Source organism: Salmonella sp. SAL04202, assembly GCF_046550775.1.
Taxonomy (GTDB): domain Bacteria; phylum Pseudomonadota; class Gammaproteobacteria; order Enterobacterales; family Enterobacteriaceae; genus Salmonella; species Salmonella enterica.
In genome coordinates this window covers 485,959-500,436 of sequence record NZ_JBGDXK010000001.1, presented here as the reverse complement: position 1 = coordinate 500,436, position 14,478 = coordinate 485,959, and the positions used below count along the sequence as shown (strand labels likewise).

Below are 14,478 nucleotides of genomic sequence, written 5' to 3'. Positions count from 1 at the left end.
CCGTAAATTAAGGGTTAAGGCGGCGATGGTGGTGGATAGCGGCGGCAATCACCGGCTTGAGGCGGGCAAAGTCGTCAGCGGGCGCGGCGGCGGCAGGTGCCGCCTTCGGTACCGGGACCGGTTCAGGGAAGAAACGGTTGACGGCGGCGGACATGCCGCGGATGGCGAAAATCAGCAGGAACAGAAACGCCAGCACGAACCCCATGCCGAGGAACATCAGAGTGAAGCCTTCACCTAATAGCACCGAACTATTCATAATAAAGTCTCAAATTTAATAATCTAAAATAGAAAAGTAATATCAGGCATTAATAGAAGGGATAAAATACCGGTAGTAAAATCATACTAACGATAAAACAAACCAAACTAATCGCCAGTCCGGGTTTTAAGAAATCTTTAAATTTAACATTCCCCGGGCCAATAATCATTGAGTTTGCTGGAATAGCCATTGGGGTACAAACAGCAACACTACTCGCAATAAAAACAGCAATAACAACTGCACGAGGGTCTGCGCCAATAGATTGTGCGATAGTCCATCCTACCGGGCATAACAACGTACATGCTGCAGTGTTACTCATTACTTGAGTCAAAGCCCATGTAAGTATCCACAATGACGCCATAATAATCATAACGCCAGAATCTCCGGTTACTGAAATAACGGCATTGGCAATCATTTCTCCAGCACCAGTAGAATTAAGCGCGGCACCTAAAGGCATCATAAACGCAAGCATGAAAACAGTTAGCGTTTCAAAAGAATTAAAAGTTTCCTTTTGTGTTAAAACGCCAGCGAATACAAGAACAATAGCCGCACAACATGCAATAATATGCATTGGAGGCAGAAACTTAATATAATCAGTTGCCACCATTCCAGCGATAGACAGAATAAAAACGGCTAAAGTTAAATTTCTATGCCAGGCCGGAATTTGGCTATAATCCATTTGAGAATCAGATTGTGTATTTCCATCACGATCTGCGATGAGTTTTGAACCGAAGAAATAGAGAAATATAGAGCATGCAATCAGCAAAGGAATACCAATTTTAGCGTATTCGAAAAATGGCACCGACAGACTTCCCTTACTAAAAGTTTCAATAGTATTTTTAGCAATCAGATTTCCTGGCGAACCGATAATAGAAATGTCAGCACCGATTGTTGCCCCAAAAACCAGAGGCATAAGAAGTTTAATAGGCTTAATCTGACTACTGGCGGCAATACCTAAAACAATAGGAATTAGCACAGCAACTGTTCCGCTATTAGAAACAAAGGCAGACATAACTCCACCAATAAGAAAAATCAATACACTAAGGCTTCTTTCTGTTTTAGCATATTTTAGTAAAATTTTACTTGATTGCCATGCCAAACCTGTTTTAAAAAATGCCGCACCGAGTACACACATGGCGACGATAAGAATAACATTCGCATTTACGATTGAAGCAAAAATATCCTTAGCATCGATAACACCGGTAAAATAAAGTGCCATTGGGACCATAAATGCAACTAATCCCATAGGAAGACGATCGCTAACAAAGATAATTATTGCAACCACTAAAACCAACAAAGTAATAATCGCTGGTGACATGTATACGTCCTTATATTATTAGGGTACAAAAACAACTCATTACAGTCATGAATACAACTGCAACAAGCATAAATCACATGTTATACTAAAATTACATCTAATTAATTTCTATTGAGAAAGAATACACTCACATAAATAACAACACTTACCCGACAAAGGCATAACATATTCTTACTGCTTTTGTTTCTGTTTAATCAAATAATTTCCTCTTAAAATCTGTCTGTGTATAATGCTACTTATATAAATGAAACTCATCCAATGCTAATAAGGTTGCAGCTTATGCAATATCGGCATCACCTCGAACTAACATGGCTCGAAGACTGTCTGGCTCTAAAAGAAACGTTGAATTTCTCAAAAGCGTCTGCCTCAAGATATGTGACTCAACCCGCATTTAGTCGTCGGATACAATCTCTCGAAGAATGGGTGGGTACGCCCCTTTTTGAAAGAAGTAAACGGGGAGTCACCCTTACCAAAGCCGGAGAAGTATTTACAGACCAGCTTCCCGAACTGATCCACTCCTTGTACACATTGAAAAGTGATACCCTTGAGGCCGCAGGTAATAAACAACCTAGTCTTGTTTTTTCAGCAACGCATGCTTTGTCTTTCTCTTTTGTACCACATTTGTTAAAACAAAGTGATAAAATTGCAAAATTTGGTTCATTTCGTCTTTTATCTGACTCATTGAATGCGTGCGAAAAAATGATGCGGCAGGGAGATTCACAATTTTTGCTGTGTCACCATCACCCACATATGCATCTAAATTTAAATAAAAATAACTTTATGAACATTCGTCTTGGGTTTGATACATTAATTCCATTCAGTAAACCAGACTCAGAAACGTTAAAACCGTTGTGGAATATAAATAATAAGATTCAATTCCCTTACCTTTCTTTTTCATCACAATCAGGTCTGGGAAGAATAATAGCAAATACAGCGTCTATTAACAGAATTACCCATAATATAAATGTTGCCTTTGTGGCCGATCTGGCAGCAACACTATTGGCAATGGTCAGATCTGGCGATGGTGTTGCCTGGATACCTCAAAGCCTTGCCAGGCAAGATATAGAGGCTAAAACTATTGTTACTGCAGCGGAAAAAGAAAGCAATTTATGGGTCCCCATAGAAATAAGACTTTATAGACCAGCCAAGAGAATGCCTCCAGATGCCGAAGAGCTATGGGAAATTTTTGTTGAAGAACAAATATAATTATTTAATTGTAAAATGTTCTTTAATATAATCCTCAATAAATTTAATTAACGCTCTGGTTGCATATGATAAATATTTATCTTTCTTCCAGGCCAAACCAATCGTAACATAAGTCGGCTCAGTCATGGCCTTGGTTATTACTTTTTCGGCTTTAAGATCGACAGCGTCCAAAATGAAAGAAATTCCTTCATTTTTAGCAACCAGATCTATGTTGGTTTGAACCCTGTTTGATGATAGAAAAATATGAGTATGAATTCCTCGCTTTGTACATTCTTCAATAATCGTTTTTCTATGCCAGGAATCTTTTTTCATTAGTATCAATGGCTCATATTGTAGATCTTCCCAATCGATACTATCCTTTTTTGCCAGGGGATGTTTATCTGACATACATACCACGTGCTGCTGAGTCATTAATGGTACCGTAACTAATTCTTTTGGACAGTCATTAATAATAACAATAGCAAGATCCAGCTCTCCAGCAGAAAGTTTATCATGTAAACCAAAAGTCCCCTCTTCAACAAGAGAGAGTTCCATCTCTGGATAAATCTCCCGGAAATGCTTGAAGAGCGGTGAAAAAAGAAACAAACTTATCATCGGTGGGATCCCCAAAGTTACTATGCCACCATTTTCATTACGATAATCTTTCATTTCCGCTACGCTATTTTTTAACGCAATAAGGATAGGTTCAATTTTTTGTAAGAAAAACATGCCCTCCTCAGTAAGGACAAGTTTATTTTTCTTTCTATCAAATAATGTCACCCCTAATTCAGTCTCTAACTTCTTAATAGCAATGGTGATATTAGGTTGAGAAACAAAATGCCGCTCAGCAACTCTGGTTAAGTTACCTAACAAAGAAGCGCTTACAAAATATTCTAATTGTCTAATTTCCATCTATTTTTCACTACTATAAATAAAATTTATCATTTAATAAAAATAACATATTTCCTTCCTACAATGAATACGAATATCATGAAAATGTGATCAATGGATAAAACAATGCAACATAGCACTGGAGGGAGTATGAGTCGTATATTAAATACAGAAATTATCATTCCGGTTATCGAAAAACTTGTAAAAAAAGCTTGTTATGAACTGGATGATAATCTCATGTGTTCTTTTCGTAAAGCATATGATAAAGAAGAGTCAAAGATCGGCAAGGAAACCATTAAGATATTAATTGATAATGGAGAGTATGCAAAAAAAGAACAACTTGCATGCTGCCATGATACCGGCACTTGTATCGTTATAATGGAAATTGGACAACATGTATGCTGGGAAGGTAAGCCGCTTAAAGATCAGGTGAACCAGGGTGTTCGCCAGGGCTATGAAAATGGATACTTAAGAAAATCCATGGTTGCAGATCCATTAGAACGTATTAATACTAATGATAATACTCCTGCAATTTTACATACTGAAATTGTTGATGGTGACCGAGTGACAATTACCGTTATGCCAAAGGGCGGCGGTAGCGAAAATATGGGAACTTTTAAAACATTGCTTCCCGGCGATGGTATTGATGGTATAAAAGATTTTGTTCTGGAAACTGTCCGTCGTGTAGGAGGCAATCCATGCCCTCCTTATATTATTGGTATCGGCGTTGGCGGTACAATGGATCACTGTTCGTGGATGGCGAAGAAAGCATTATTACGCCCTCTTGGTGAGTTCAATGCTAAACCACTTTATGCCCAGCTCGAAGCTGAATTATTAGAGGCCGTGAATAATACAGGGATCGGCCCTTTAGGTATGGGCGGGCGTATTACGGCGTTAGGCGTGCATGTCGATTACTATCCTTGCCATATCACTGCACTGCCAGTCGCAATCAATTTCCAATGTAATGCAAGCCGCCACGCTAGTGAAATCATTTAATACCTGGAGAAGCTATGATGGAATTAACATTACCATTGACTAAAGAGAAAGCGAAAACTCTTAAGGTCGGCGATATATTATTTCTCACTGGATTTGCTTACACCTGCCGTGACGCCGCGCATAAAAAAATCGAAGTAGCGCTTAGTAACGGAGAAAAATCACCAGTCGATTTTCAAAACCAAACGATTTACTATGCTGGCCCCTGCCCTGCCAGACCTGGTTTACCTATTGGCTCCAACGGTCCTACAACGGCCGCGCGTATGGACCCATTTGTAGAAATGATGTTTCAACAAGGGGCAACTGCGTTTCTTGGCAAAGGCGATCGTGCTGATTATGTCGCTGAGCTTTGTAAAAAATACGGTGGGGTTTCGCTACTCGGGATTGGAGGAGCGTCTGCAATTAATACAAAACATGTTAAATCAGTAGAAATTGTTGCCTACGAAGAATTAGGAACAGAATCCATTAAGAAGTTATATTTTGACCGCTATAGAGTCATTGTAGGAATTGATTCGGAAGGAAATACTCTCCAGAAGCAGGAAGTACCTAAGTACGCCAAATAATAATACATTAATATTGGCAATATCGGTCCGGTAGACTGTTACCGGACCGATATGTTTTCTATCCTGCGCTTCACCACAGGATAGAAAATAAACTTAGCCGCGACGGGCTTTTACCGCTGCCGACAACTGACGAAGCAGCGCATCGGTATCTTCCCAGCCAATACAGGCGTCAGTAATGCTTTTACCGTAGGTCAGCGGCTGACCGCTTTCCAGACTCTGGTTTCCTTCTACCAGATGACTCTCTACCATCACGCCAATAATCGCTTTTTCACCGCCCGCTATCTGCTGGCAGACATCGGCGCAAACCTCCATCTGCTTTTGAAATTGCTTACAGGAGTTGGCATGGCTGAAATCGATCATGACCTGCGGCGTCAGTCCCGCTTTGGTGAGGCCTTCTTTCACCTCAGCAACATGCTGCGCGCTATAGTTTGGCGCTTTACCTCCGCGCAGAATGATATGGCAGTCGCCGTTGCCGCTGGTATTCACAATCGCCGAATGACCCCATTTAGTGACGGAGAGGAAGCAATGCGGCGCGCCGGCGGCGTTGATGGCGTCAATGGCGACTTTAATCGTGCCATCAGTACCATTTTTAAAACCGACCGGACAAGAGAGGCCAGACGCCAATTCGCGATGAACCTGGGATTCAGTAGTCCGCGCGCCAATGGCGCCCCAGCTCATCAGATCGGCCAGATATTGCGGCGTGATCATATCGAGGAATTCGCCGGCGGCAGGCAGGCCGCTGTCGTTAATATCCAGCAGCAGTTTGCGCGCAATACGCAGACCGTCGTTAATCTGGAAGCTGTTATCCATGTGCGGATCGTTAATCAGCCCTTTCCAGCCGACGGTGGTACGCGGTTTCTCAAAATAGACGCGCATGACAATTTCAAGCTCGCCTTGAAGCTCATCGCGTAGCGCCAGCAAACGGGCGGCATACTCTTTCGCCGCTGCCGGATCATGAATTGAACAAGGACCGATCACCACCAGCAGACGATCGTCATTGCCTTTGAGAATTTTATGGATGGCTTTGCGCGCGTGAGCAACGGTATTCGCTGCATTTTCCGTAGCGGGAAACTTTTCCAGCAGCGCGACCGGAGGTAATAACTCGTTGATTTCTTTAATGCGTAAATCGTCGTTCTGATAATTCATGTTTATTCCAGTGTTGCCGTGCTTATCCCAATGAATGCAATCCCTCCAATCTATCTCTTCAATTAAATAGTGTAAACGGGCTTTTACACTTTGAACGGAATAATCCTGGAATTCAGGAAAAAAACGCACAAATGTAGCGAAAAATGGGATCTAACCTACACTTTTTAACTGTAACCACTCTGTTTATGAATTATTGCAAGATTCTCTGCTGCGTTAACCCGCGGCGGCGAACGTTTTTTATCCCTTATTTGAGGATTTGACTGACACGTGCACTGTTGGAAGAGGTTATCCGACATATCCACCATAACAGGAGCATCTTATGAAAATGACAAAACTGACTACGCTTTTACTCACCGCTACCCTCGGCCTTGCCAGCGGCGCAGCGTTAGCTGCTGAATCTAACGCGCAATCCAGTAATGGCCAGGCGAACTCGGCGGCAAATGCCGGTCAGGTTGCCCCGGACGCCCGCCAGAATGTAGCGCCGAATGATGTGAATAACAACGACATCAATACCAACGGCAATACTAACAGCACGATGCAGCATCCAGACGGTTCAACCATGAATCATGACGGAATGACCAAGGATGAAGAGCATAAAAATACCATGTGTAAAGACGGTCGCTGCCCGGATATTAATAAAAAAGTGGAAACCGGTAATGGCGTCAATAATGACGTGAATACCAAAACCGACGGTACCACACAGTAATGCAGAAAAAAGTCTGATAACGGGAGAGCTTTCGCTCTCCTTTTTATTTTGTCAGCGAAAAATCAGTATGATGTCTACAGTATTGATGAGAATAACAAAGGAATGACGTTATGGCGCACTCACACTCTCATGCCGATTCACACCTGCCGAAAGATAATAATGCTCGTCGCCTGCTTTTCGCCTTTATCGTCACTGCCGGATTTATGCTCCTTGAGGTGGTGGGCGGGATACTCTCCGGCTCTCTGGCGTTGTTGGCGGATGCGGGACATATGCTCACCGACGCGGCGGCCCTTCTCTTTGCGCTGCTGGCGGTTCAATTTTCCCGTCGCCCCCCGACTGTTCGCCACACTTTTGGCTGGCTAAGGCTCACCACACTGGCGGCCTTTGTGAATGCCATTGCGTTGGTGGTCATTACCCTTCTCATTGTCTGGGAAGCGATAGAGCGCTTTTACACGCCACGTCCGGTGGCGGGCAATCTGATGATGGTGATTGCGGTTGCGGGTCTGCTGGCGAACCTGTTTGCGTTCTGGATTCTCCATCGGGGAAGCGATGAAAAAAACCTGAACGTGCGCGCTGCCGCGCTACATGTGATGGGCGATTTGCTGGGTTCCGTCGGCGCAATAGTCGCCGCGCTGATCATTATCTGGACGGGCTGGACGCCAGCGGACCCGATTCTCTCTATTCTGGTTTCGGTACTGGTGCTACGCAGCGCCTGGCGTTTGTTAAAAGATAGCGTCAACGAATTGCTGGAAGGCGCGCCGGTTTCGCTGGATATTAATGCCTTACAGCGCCATTTAAGCCGGGAAATCCCCGAAGTCCGCAACGTACACCATGTGCATGTCTGGATGGTCGGCGAAAAACCGATCATGACATTGCACGCTCAGGTCATTCCGCCACACGACCATGATGCGCTGCTGGAACGTATCCAGGATTTCCTGATGCACGAATACCATATTGCGCACGCCACGATTCAGATGGAATATCAAGTGTGTCACGGCCCGGACTGTCATCTGAATCAGACGCCATCCGGGCATGTTCATCACCATTAACGGGAAAGCGCGCGCGATCCTCGCTCCCGCGCGCTGTTTATCCACAGGCGGCTACCGTTCACGGCGATAAATGTCAGGATCAGATATTCCAGCGACATCGCATAGACGCCCTGCAAAGCAAAAATCACCACACTGATCACGTTGATTACCACCCACAGGAGCCAGTTTTCGACATATTTGCGTGTCATCAGAATCATCGCCGCGATAGACAGCACCATCATGCAAGAGTCCCAGAACGGGAAAGCGTCCGGTTGCAGTACAGGCATTGTCACCTGTAACCCCAGCATCTGCATAATGGCGACGGCCACGCGCGTCAGGACGGCGAATACGGGATCGATATATCGCGTCATCAAACCGATAACTATCACACATATCGCCAGCCATGCCATTGCTTTTGGCAACGGCAGCCAGCGGATTTTAAGCTCGGCTTGATTATCCTTTGTTTGCCGCGACCACGCATACCAGCCATAAATATTGGCGGCAAAGAAAAAGAGTTGCAGCAACAGGCTGGCATAAAGCTGGATCTGAAAGAAAATAATCGCAAACAGGGTGACGTTAACCAGTCCAAAAAAGTAGTTGCTGATCTTCTCCAGACTGGCAAGCCAAATACAGAGCAGGCCGGCGATGGTTCCTACCGCTTCGATCCACGAGAGATCGTACCCGCCAGCGCCAATCGGAATATGAATCAGTATGTTGTGCGTACTAAAAAAATCCATTCTCTCCCCCAAAGATTTCCGTCTTTACGCCCGAAGTGTAGCCGCAAAATCCAGCATCCGGTTGAGCGGCAGTAATGCGCCTTCGCGTAGCGCCGCATCAACCTGTATTTCATGCGCCGCGCCTCCCTGCTCCAGCCCTTCAGCAATGGCTTTCAGGCCATTCATCGCCATCCACGGACAGTGCGCGCAGCTACGGCAGGTCGCCCCCTCGCCAGCCGTGGGCGCTTCAAGCAGCTCTTTTTCAGGCACCGCCTGCTGCATTTTGTAGAAGATGCCGCGATCGGTCGCCACGATAAGCTGTCTGTGCGGCAGCGTTTTTGCCGCCTTAATAAGCTGACTGGTGGAGCCCACCGCATCGGCCATCTCGACAATGGACTGCGGCGATTCAGGGTGAACCAGAAGAGCGGCATCGGGATAGATTTTTTTTAAACGGGTCAACGCCTGAGTTTTAAACTCGTCATGCACGATACACGCTCCTTGCCAGCACAGTACATCGGCCCCGGTCTGTTTTTGCACGTAATTCCCCAGGTGTCTGTCCGGCGCCCAGATAATTTTTTCCCCCAAACTATCCAGATGCTCAATCAGTTCTACGGCGATACTGGAGGTCACAACCCAGTCCGCACGCGCTTTAACAGCAGCCGAGGTGTTAGCATAGACCACTACGGTTCTGTCAGGGTGCGCATCACAAAAAGCGCTAAATTCGTCTATTGGGCAGCCTAAATCCAGCGAACATTCCGCCGCCAGGGTAGGCATAAGAATGGTCTTTTCCGGGCTGAGGATTTTGGCGGTTTCCCCCATAAACCGTACGCCCGCTACCAGCAGCGTGGATGCGGCGTGCTTCGCGCCGAAACGGGCCATTTCCAGCGAGTCGGAAATACAGCCGCCGGTTTCTTCTGCCAACTGTTGAATTTCCGGATCGGTGTAGTAGTGCGCCACCATGACGGCATTGCGCTCTTTGAGCAACCGCTTGATTTTCTCACGATAAAATTGCTTTTCGTCGTCGTTCAACGGCGTTGGTTTCGGCGGGAACGGGTAGATTGCGGCTTGTGGGTCAAACATTACGCTCATCGTGGCTTCTCGTTTTACTGACTTAACGGAATGCGCGGTTTAAGGTGTATATTCACCATTACCACGGAAATATGTTTTATATGCTAAACAAGATAGCCGATTGTGGGAGAAATGTCGTGATGAATCTTTTGTTCCCTTCCGGAATCGGTGCTTCGCACCGATTCCGCGCTACCCTAATCTATCCATCCGCCAGAATAATAGAGTTGATAGGCGAGAACTTCGTCCTGCCAGCTCTGTTCGTGCCCGCTAAAAAAATCAATATTGCCTGTATAGAGATTGGTATAGTGAAGACCATTATCTCCGTAAAGAGTCAGCGGCCCTCGGAATGGCGCTTCTAAAGTCGATTTAGATAGTGCCTGTCGTAAAAAATCATAGATGATTTCGGGGCTAACTCCTTTGGAACACTTACCGGAATAACTCATCGACCAAACAGAATTCCCCTTTTGGTAAATAACCTCCTGACCAGTGAACTGCAGGGAACCAAAATAGAGATCCCGATAAAACAGCTCACCTTCTTCATACTCCAGAATTTTTGTTCCGTTAAATGGAGAAACTTTGTTTGTGATGCCACCCGAACTTGCGTAGGTGCATTGTTTCGCCTTCAGAAGAAAACTAAGTAATTGCCGCAAATTTTCTGTCATCAGAATTCCCTCCAACAGCCATGTGTACATGTATATTTGATCAGGTGTTGTGAAATGAACAGAGCCGAAATCGTACCTATTTGGCTCCAGGAGAGAGGATGGAATAAATGACTGATAGCAAAAAAGCGCCTTTAGGGCGCTTTTTTACATTGGTGGGTCGTGCAGGATGACTCGGCTTCGCCTCGCCCTACGGGCCGTCGCCGTAAACGGCTCCGTTGTCTCACTGCGTTCGACCCGAACCTGCGGCAGGTTCGAATCTTCCATATCGCAGATAGCAAAAAAGCGCCTTTAGGGCGCTTTTTTACACTGGTGGGTCGTGCAGGATTCGAACCTGCGACCAATTGATTAAAAGTCAACTGCTCTACCAACTGAGCTAACGACCCCTTGGATAAGGGTTACTGCTTCAATCATTCAGGATGGTGGGTCGTGCAGGATGACTCGGCTTCGCCTCGCCCTTCGGGCCGTTGCTAAAGCAACGTTATCCTTCACGTTCTCTACCAGTTACCACCTTGTATATTGGTGGGTCGTGCAGGATTCGAACCTGCGACCAATTGATTAAAAGTCAACTGCTCTACCAACTGAGCTAACGACCCATACGGGTGCTGCCTGAAAGATTTTACTCGGACCATCTAAAGATGGTGGGTCGTGCAGGATGACTCGGCTTCGCCTCGCCCTACGGGCCGTTGCTGACGCAACGTTATCCTTCACGTTCAACATCTGAGTTTGATGTTAAATTGGTGGGTCGTGCAGGATTCGAACCTGCGACCAATTGATTAAAAGTCAACTGCTCTACCAACTGAGCTAACGACCCGAGTGGTGGGTGATGACGGGATCGAACCGCCGACCCCCTCCTTGTAAGGGAGGTGCTCTCCCAGCTGAGCTAATCACCCGATACTACGCTGGATATTACTGACTAACCGAAGTTAGTGGTGGGTTGTGCAGGATGACTCGGCTTCGCCTCGCCCTACGGGCCGTTGCTGACGCAACGTTATCCTTCACGCTTTATTCTCGTTTCCACCGAACGATTGGTGGGTCGTGCAGGATTCGAACCTGCGACCAATTGATTAAAAGTCAACTGCTCTACCAACTGAGCTAACGACCCACTTTTACGTTGCTTTCGAGTTGTTTAATATCCCGTGGCAACGGCGGCATATATTACTGATTTCAGATTTGAGCGCAACAAAAATTTCGACGCAGAGGGCTCAACTGCTTAGGAATCGCACGACGCGACCAGAAAAAAGGCGTTTTCTGGTCGCATGGTACGCATTACATCGCGTTAAGACGCTTCTGCGCCTGTTTCGCGCCATCAGTGCCAGGATATTTGTTAATCACCTGCTGATAAACCGCTTTCGCTTTTGCCGTATCACCTTTGTCCTGCATGATAACGCCAACTTTGTACATCGCGTCCGCAGCCTTCGGCGACTTAGGATAGTTTTTTACTACCGAGGCGAAATAATAGGCGGCATCATCTTTTTTACCCTTGTTGTAATTCAACTGGCCCAGCCAATAATTGGCGTTCGGCTGATAAGTAGAATCAGGGTATTTCTTGATGAAGTTCTGAAACGCCACAATCGCATCATCCTGGCGAGACTTATCCTGCACCAGCGCAATTGCCGCATTGTAATCGGTATTCGCATCGCCACTTTGTACCGGCGCCCCTGAGGTTGCCGTACCGGCATCCGGAGCGGAGGTCGCAGCGGTTGCCGCCCCGCTCTGGTCGCCAGCCGCTGGCTGCGCTGCGCCGCCATTATTTAAACTCCCCAGCTGCAGCATAATTTGCTTCTGGCGCTCCATCACCTGATTCAGTTGATACTGATTTTCCTGGATTTGGCCGCGCAAAGAATCGATATCAGACTGATTATCGGAGAGCTGCTGCTGAAGTTGGGTTAAAAGCTGGCTGTGAGCGTTAGAGATACGCTCAAGTTGAGTGACGCGGTCTTCGACCGAGCCTGAGCCGACACTACTGATTGGCGCCTGAGCAAAAGCGGCCCAGGGGGCCGCTATGCCAACCAGTAACGACAGACTCAACAGGTGATGTCTGAAGTTACTGCTCATGCAATTCTCTTAGTAAACCAGTACAGCGCGACGGTTCTTAGCGTAAGCCGCTTCGTCGTGGCCCAGTACGGCAGGTTTCTCTTTACCGTAAGAAACGATGGAGATCTGGTCAGCGGAAACGCCTTTACCCTGCAGATACATCTTAACAGCGTTCGCACGACGTTCGCCCAGGGAGATGTTGTACTCAGGCGTACCGCGTTCGTCCGCGTGACCTTCTACGGTAACTTTGTAAGACGGGTTGCTACGCAGGAAGTTAGCGTGCGCATCCAGCATTGCCGCGAAGTCAGAACGGATATCGTACTTGTCGAGATCGAAGTAAACGATGTTGTTCTGCTGCAGCTGCTGCATCTGCAGACGCGCTTGCTCTTCAGATGACATGTTGCCGTTGCCGTTAGCGTCCATACCAGTGCCGGCGCCGTTCAGCATGCCGCCTTCGCTACCGTCATTGCTGGCGTTCTTGTTGGAAGAACATGCCGCGATTGCCATAACAGGCAGGGCAATCATCAGGCCCTTCAGCACTTTGTTCAGTTGCATTTCTTTAATTCCTTTAGTAATCAATTAATTATTATCACAGATACGGCGACCAGGCAGGCGATTTCACCTGACCATCAGTTGCCGGAAGACGCGCTTTGAAACGCCCATCTGTAGAAACCAAATTCAGCACAGATCCCATCCCCTGAGAAGAGCTGTAGATTACCATCGTGCCGTTAGGTGCCAGACTTGGCGTTTCATCCAGGAACGTTGACGACAGAACCTGTACGCCACCCGTCACCAGATCTTGTTTGGCAATGTGCTGCTGCCCGTTATTTGAGCTTACCATTACCATAAATTTACCGTCGCTGCTGACATCCGCATCCTGGTTTTGCGAACCTTCCCAGGTAATACGCTGCGCCGCACCGCCGTTAATGTTCATTTTATACACTTGCGGACGTCCAGCCTGGTCAGAAGTAAAGGCCAGAGTCTGGCTGTCCGGGAACCAGGTCGGCTCCGTATTGTTGCTACGGCCGTCCGTTATCTGACGAATCTGGCCGGAAGCAAGATCCATAACGTACAGGTTCAGACTTCCGGTTTTCGATAACGCGAACGCCAGTTTCGTCCCATCCGGCGAGAAGGCCGGCGCGCCGTTGTGACGCGGGAAGGACGCAACCTGACGCACTGCGCCGTTTGCCAGCGTCTGGATAACCAGCGCGGAGCGACCGCTTTCAAATGTCACGTAAGCCAGTTTTGAGCCGTCCGGAGACCACGCCGGAGACATCAACGGCTGCGGAGAACGGTGCACTACGAACTGATTGTAGCCATCGTAATCCGACACACGCAGTTCATACGGGAACTGACCGCCGTTAGTCTGTACCACATAGGCGATACGAGTACGGAACGCGCCCTTAATGCCCGTCAGTTTTTCAAAGACTTCGTCACTGGCGGTGTGGCCTGCATAACGCAGCCACTGCTTGTTCACTTTATAAGAGTTTTGCGCCAGTACAGTCCCCGGCGCGCCGCCAGTGTCAACCAGCTGATAAGCAACATTGTAGGAACCGTCCGGATTCGGCGTTACCTGCCCAACGACGACGGCATCAATACCCAGCGCAGACCATGCGGTAGGCTGAACTTCCTGAGCGGTGGCTGGCTGCTGCGGCAGTCGGGACCGGTCTAACGGATTAAATTTACCGCTATTGCGTAAATCTGCCGCCACGATGCCGCCGATATCTTCAGGCGCAGCGCCCGGCCCGGCCCATTTAAAAGGCACAACGCCAATCGGTCGCGCCGAGTCCACCCCCTGGGTGATCTCGATACGGACTTCTGCGTGCAGCACTGCCGCCCACAGCATCAGAAAACCAAATGCTACTCGTAATGCCTGCTTCATCATATCTCCCATACCTGGGCCTGCGACCCA

At 47.2% G+C, this 14,478-nt stretch carries 15 protein-coding genes, 5 tRNA genes and 1 other RNA gene; 5 read left to right on the top strand and 16 right to left on the bottom strand.

What is annotated here, in order from left to right; translation table 11 throughout:
- Window positions 1–7 precede the first annotated feature (7 nt).
- Window positions 8–256 carry an oxaloacetate decarboxylase subunit gamma gene (locus ACLJQJ_RS02470; protein WP_001089087.1) on the bottom strand — a complete coding sequence of 83 codons (249 nt, stop codon included), beginning with the start codon at window positions 254–256 and terminating at the stop codon, window positions 8–10.
- A 49-nt stretch (window positions 257–305) separates the two neighbouring features.
- On the bottom strand, window positions 306–1,574 hold the full coding sequence (locus ACLJQJ_RS02465; protein ID WP_000074129.1) for an SLC13 family permease: 1,269 nt from the start codon (window positions 1,572–1,574) through the stop codon (window positions 306–308).
- Between the two features lie 222 nt (window positions 1,575–1,796).
- On the opposite strand from ACLJQJ_RS02465, the gene ACLJQJ_RS02460 reads away from it, so the two are divergent.
- The gene (locus ACLJQJ_RS02460; protein WP_077950923.1) at window positions 1,797–2,780 is read left to right on the top strand and encodes a LysR family transcriptional regulator; all 984 of its coding nucleotides are present in this window, start codon (window positions 1,797–1,799) and stop codon (window positions 2,778–2,780) included.
- Here ACLJQJ_RS02460 and ACLJQJ_RS02455 read toward each other — a convergent pair whose 3' ends face one another.
- Entirely contained in the window at window positions 2,781–3,671 is an 891-nt protein-coding gene (locus ACLJQJ_RS02455) for a LysR family transcriptional regulator (protein ID WP_000405927.1), read from the bottom strand.
- 129 nt (window positions 3,672–3,800) lie between these two features.
- Here ACLJQJ_RS02455 and ACLJQJ_RS02450 point away from each other — a divergent pair, with 129 nt between their 5' ends.
- Complete coding sequence (locus tag ACLJQJ_RS02450) at window positions 3,801–4,646, top strand: fumarate hydratase (protein ID WP_000086831.1); 846 nt, start codon at window positions 3,801–3,803, stop codon at window positions 4,644–4,646.
- A gap of 14 nt (window positions 4,647–4,660) precedes the next feature.
- The gene (locus ACLJQJ_RS02445) at window positions 4,661–5,206 is read left to right on the top strand and encodes a FumA C-terminus/TtdB family hydratase beta subunit (RefSeq protein WP_000970374.1); all 546 of its coding nucleotides are present in this window, start codon (window positions 4,661–4,663) and stop codon (window positions 5,204–5,206) included.
- Window positions 5,207–5,299: 93 nt separating this feature from the next.
- Here ACLJQJ_RS02445 and aroG read toward each other — a convergent pair whose 3' ends face one another.
- Window positions 5,300–6,352 carry a 3-deoxy-7-phosphoheptulonate synthase AroG gene (gene aroG / locus ACLJQJ_RS02440; protein ID WP_001109234.1) on the bottom strand — a complete coding sequence of 351 codons (1,053 nt, stop codon included), beginning with the start codon at window positions 6,350–6,352 and terminating at the stop codon, window positions 5,300–5,302.
- 319 nt (window positions 6,353–6,671) lie between these two features.
- Here aroG and ACLJQJ_RS02435 point away from each other — a divergent pair, with 319 nt between their 5' ends.
- Both ACLJQJ_RS02435 and zitB read left to right on the top strand, forming a co-directional pair.
- Window positions 6,672–7,058, top strand: a complete 387-nt coding sequence (locus tag ACLJQJ_RS02435; protein WP_000784380.1) for a YbgS-like family protein — start codon at window positions 6,672–6,674, stop codon at window positions 7,056–7,058.
- 110 nt (window positions 7,059–7,168) lie between these two features.
- Window positions 7,169–8,107, top strand: a complete 939-nt coding sequence (zitB, locus tag ACLJQJ_RS02430) for a CDF family zinc transporter ZitB (RefSeq protein ID WP_000951247.1) — start codon at window positions 7,169–7,171, stop codon at window positions 8,105–8,107.
- Here the strand turns inward: zitB and pnuC are convergent.
- From pnuC to tolB, 12 genes are all read right to left on the bottom strand, one after another.
- Window positions 8,104–8,823 (bottom strand): nicotinamide riboside transporter PnuC, encoded by a 720-nt coding sequence (pnuC, locus tag ACLJQJ_RS02425; protein ID WP_000345373.1) that lies wholly within the window; start codon window positions 8,821–8,823, stop codon window positions 8,104–8,106. The two genes, zitB and pnuC, sit on opposite strands and share 4 nt — an antisense overlap.
- Window positions 8,824–8,847: 24 nt before the next feature.
- Window positions 8,848–9,891, bottom strand: coding sequence for a quinolinate synthase NadA (nadA, locus tag ACLJQJ_RS02420; RefSeq protein WP_000115343.1), 1,044 nt, complete (start codon window positions 9,889–9,891; stop codon window positions 8,848–8,850).
- Window positions 9,892–10,064: 173 nt separating this feature from the next.
- Window positions 10,065–10,532: a DUF5680 domain-containing protein gene (locus ACLJQJ_RS02415; protein ID WP_063808903.1), complete on the bottom strand. Its 468-nt coding sequence runs from the start codon at window positions 10,530–10,532 to the stop codon at window positions 10,065–10,067.
- Between the two features lie 150 nt (window positions 10,533–10,682).
- Window positions 10,683–10,810: non-coding RNA, RtT sRNA (locus tag ACLJQJ_RS02410), on the bottom strand.
- A gap of 29 nt (window positions 10,811–10,839) precedes the next feature.
- Window positions 10,840–10,915 (bottom strand) — tRNA-Lys (locus tag ACLJQJ_RS02405).
- A gap of 134 nt (window positions 10,916–11,049) precedes the next feature.
- A tRNA-Lys gene (locus ACLJQJ_RS02400) sits at window positions 11,050–11,125 on the bottom strand.
- 142 nt (window positions 11,126–11,267) lie between these two features.
- Window positions 11,268–11,343, bottom strand: a tRNA-Lys gene (locus tag ACLJQJ_RS02395).
- 3 nt (window positions 11,344–11,346) lie between these two features.
- A tRNA-Val gene (locus ACLJQJ_RS02390) sits at window positions 11,347–11,422 on the bottom strand.
- Between the two features lie 136 nt (window positions 11,423–11,558).
- Window positions 11,559–11,634: transfer RNA gene (locus ACLJQJ_RS02385), tRNA-Lys, on the bottom strand.
- 164 nt (window positions 11,635–11,798) lie between these two features.
- Complete coding sequence (gene cpoB, locus ACLJQJ_RS02380; protein ID WP_000097551.1) at window positions 11,799–12,587, bottom strand: cell division protein CpoB; 789 nt, start codon at window positions 12,585–12,587, stop codon at window positions 11,799–11,801.
- A 9-nt stretch (window positions 12,588–12,596) separates the two neighbouring features.
- Complete coding sequence (gene pal, locus ACLJQJ_RS02375; RefSeq protein ID WP_001176621.1) at window positions 12,597–13,121, bottom strand: peptidoglycan-associated lipoprotein Pal; 525 nt, start codon at window positions 13,119–13,121, stop codon at window positions 12,597–12,599.
- A gap of 34 nt (window positions 13,122–13,155) precedes the next feature.
- On the bottom strand, window positions 13,156–14,448 hold the full coding sequence (gene tolB / locus ACLJQJ_RS02370; protein ID WP_001562341.1) for a Tol-Pal system beta propeller repeat protein TolB: 1,293 nt from the start codon (window positions 14,446–14,448) through the stop codon (window positions 13,156–13,158).
- Between the last annotated feature and the right edge of the window lie 30 nt (window positions 14,449–14,478).

Coding starts and splice junctions, on each gene's coding strand:
- ACLJQJ_RS02470 (WP_001089087.1), bottom strand. CDS start 256: ATGAATAGTTCGGTGCTATTAGGTGAAGGCTTCACTCTGATGTTCCTC.
- ACLJQJ_RS02465 (WP_000074129.1), bottom strand. CDS start 1,574: ATGTCACCAGCGATTATTACTTTGTTGGTTTTAGTGGTTGCAATAATT.
- ACLJQJ_RS02455 (WP_000405927.1), bottom strand. CDS start 3,671: ATGGAAATTAGACAATTAGAATATTTTGTAAGCGCTTCTTTGTTAGGT.
- ACLJQJ_RS02450 (WP_000086831.1), top strand. CDS start 3,801: ATGAGTCGTATATTAAATACAGAAATTATCATTCCGGTTATCGAAAAA.
- ACLJQJ_RS02445 (WP_000970374.1), top strand. CDS start 4,661: ATGATGGAATTAACATTACCATTGACTAAAGAGAAAGCGAAAACTCTT.
- aroG (WP_001109234.1), bottom strand. CDS start 6,352: ATGAATTATCAGAACGACGATTTACGCATTAAAGAAATCAACGAGTTA.
- ACLJQJ_RS02435 (WP_000784380.1), top strand. CDS start 6,672: ATGAAAATGACAAAACTGACTACGCTTTTACTCACCGCTACCCTCGGC.
- zitB (WP_000951247.1), top strand. CDS start 7,169: ATGGCGCACTCACACTCTCATGCCGATTCACACCTGCCGAAAGATAAT.
- pnuC (WP_000345373.1), bottom strand. CDS start 8,823: ATGGATTTTTTTAGTACGCACAACATACTGATTCATATTCCGATTGGC.
- nadA (WP_000115343.1), bottom strand. CDS start 9,891: ATGAGCGTAATGTTTGACCCACAAGCCGCAATCTACCCGTTCCCGCCG.
- ACLJQJ_RS02415 (WP_063808903.1), bottom strand. CDS start 10,532: ATGACAGAAAATTTGCGGCAATTACTTAGTTTTCTTCTGAAGGCGAAA.
- cpoB (WP_000097551.1), bottom strand. CDS start 12,587: ATGAGCAGTAACTTCAGACATCACCTGTTGAGTCTGTCGTTACTGGTT.
- pal (WP_001176621.1), bottom strand. CDS start 13,121: ATGCAACTGAACAAAGTGCTGAAGGGCCTGATGATTGCCCTGCCTGTT.
- tolB (WP_001562341.1), bottom strand. CDS start 14,448: ATGAAGCAGGCATTACGAGTAGCATTTGGTTTTCTGATGCTGTGGGCG.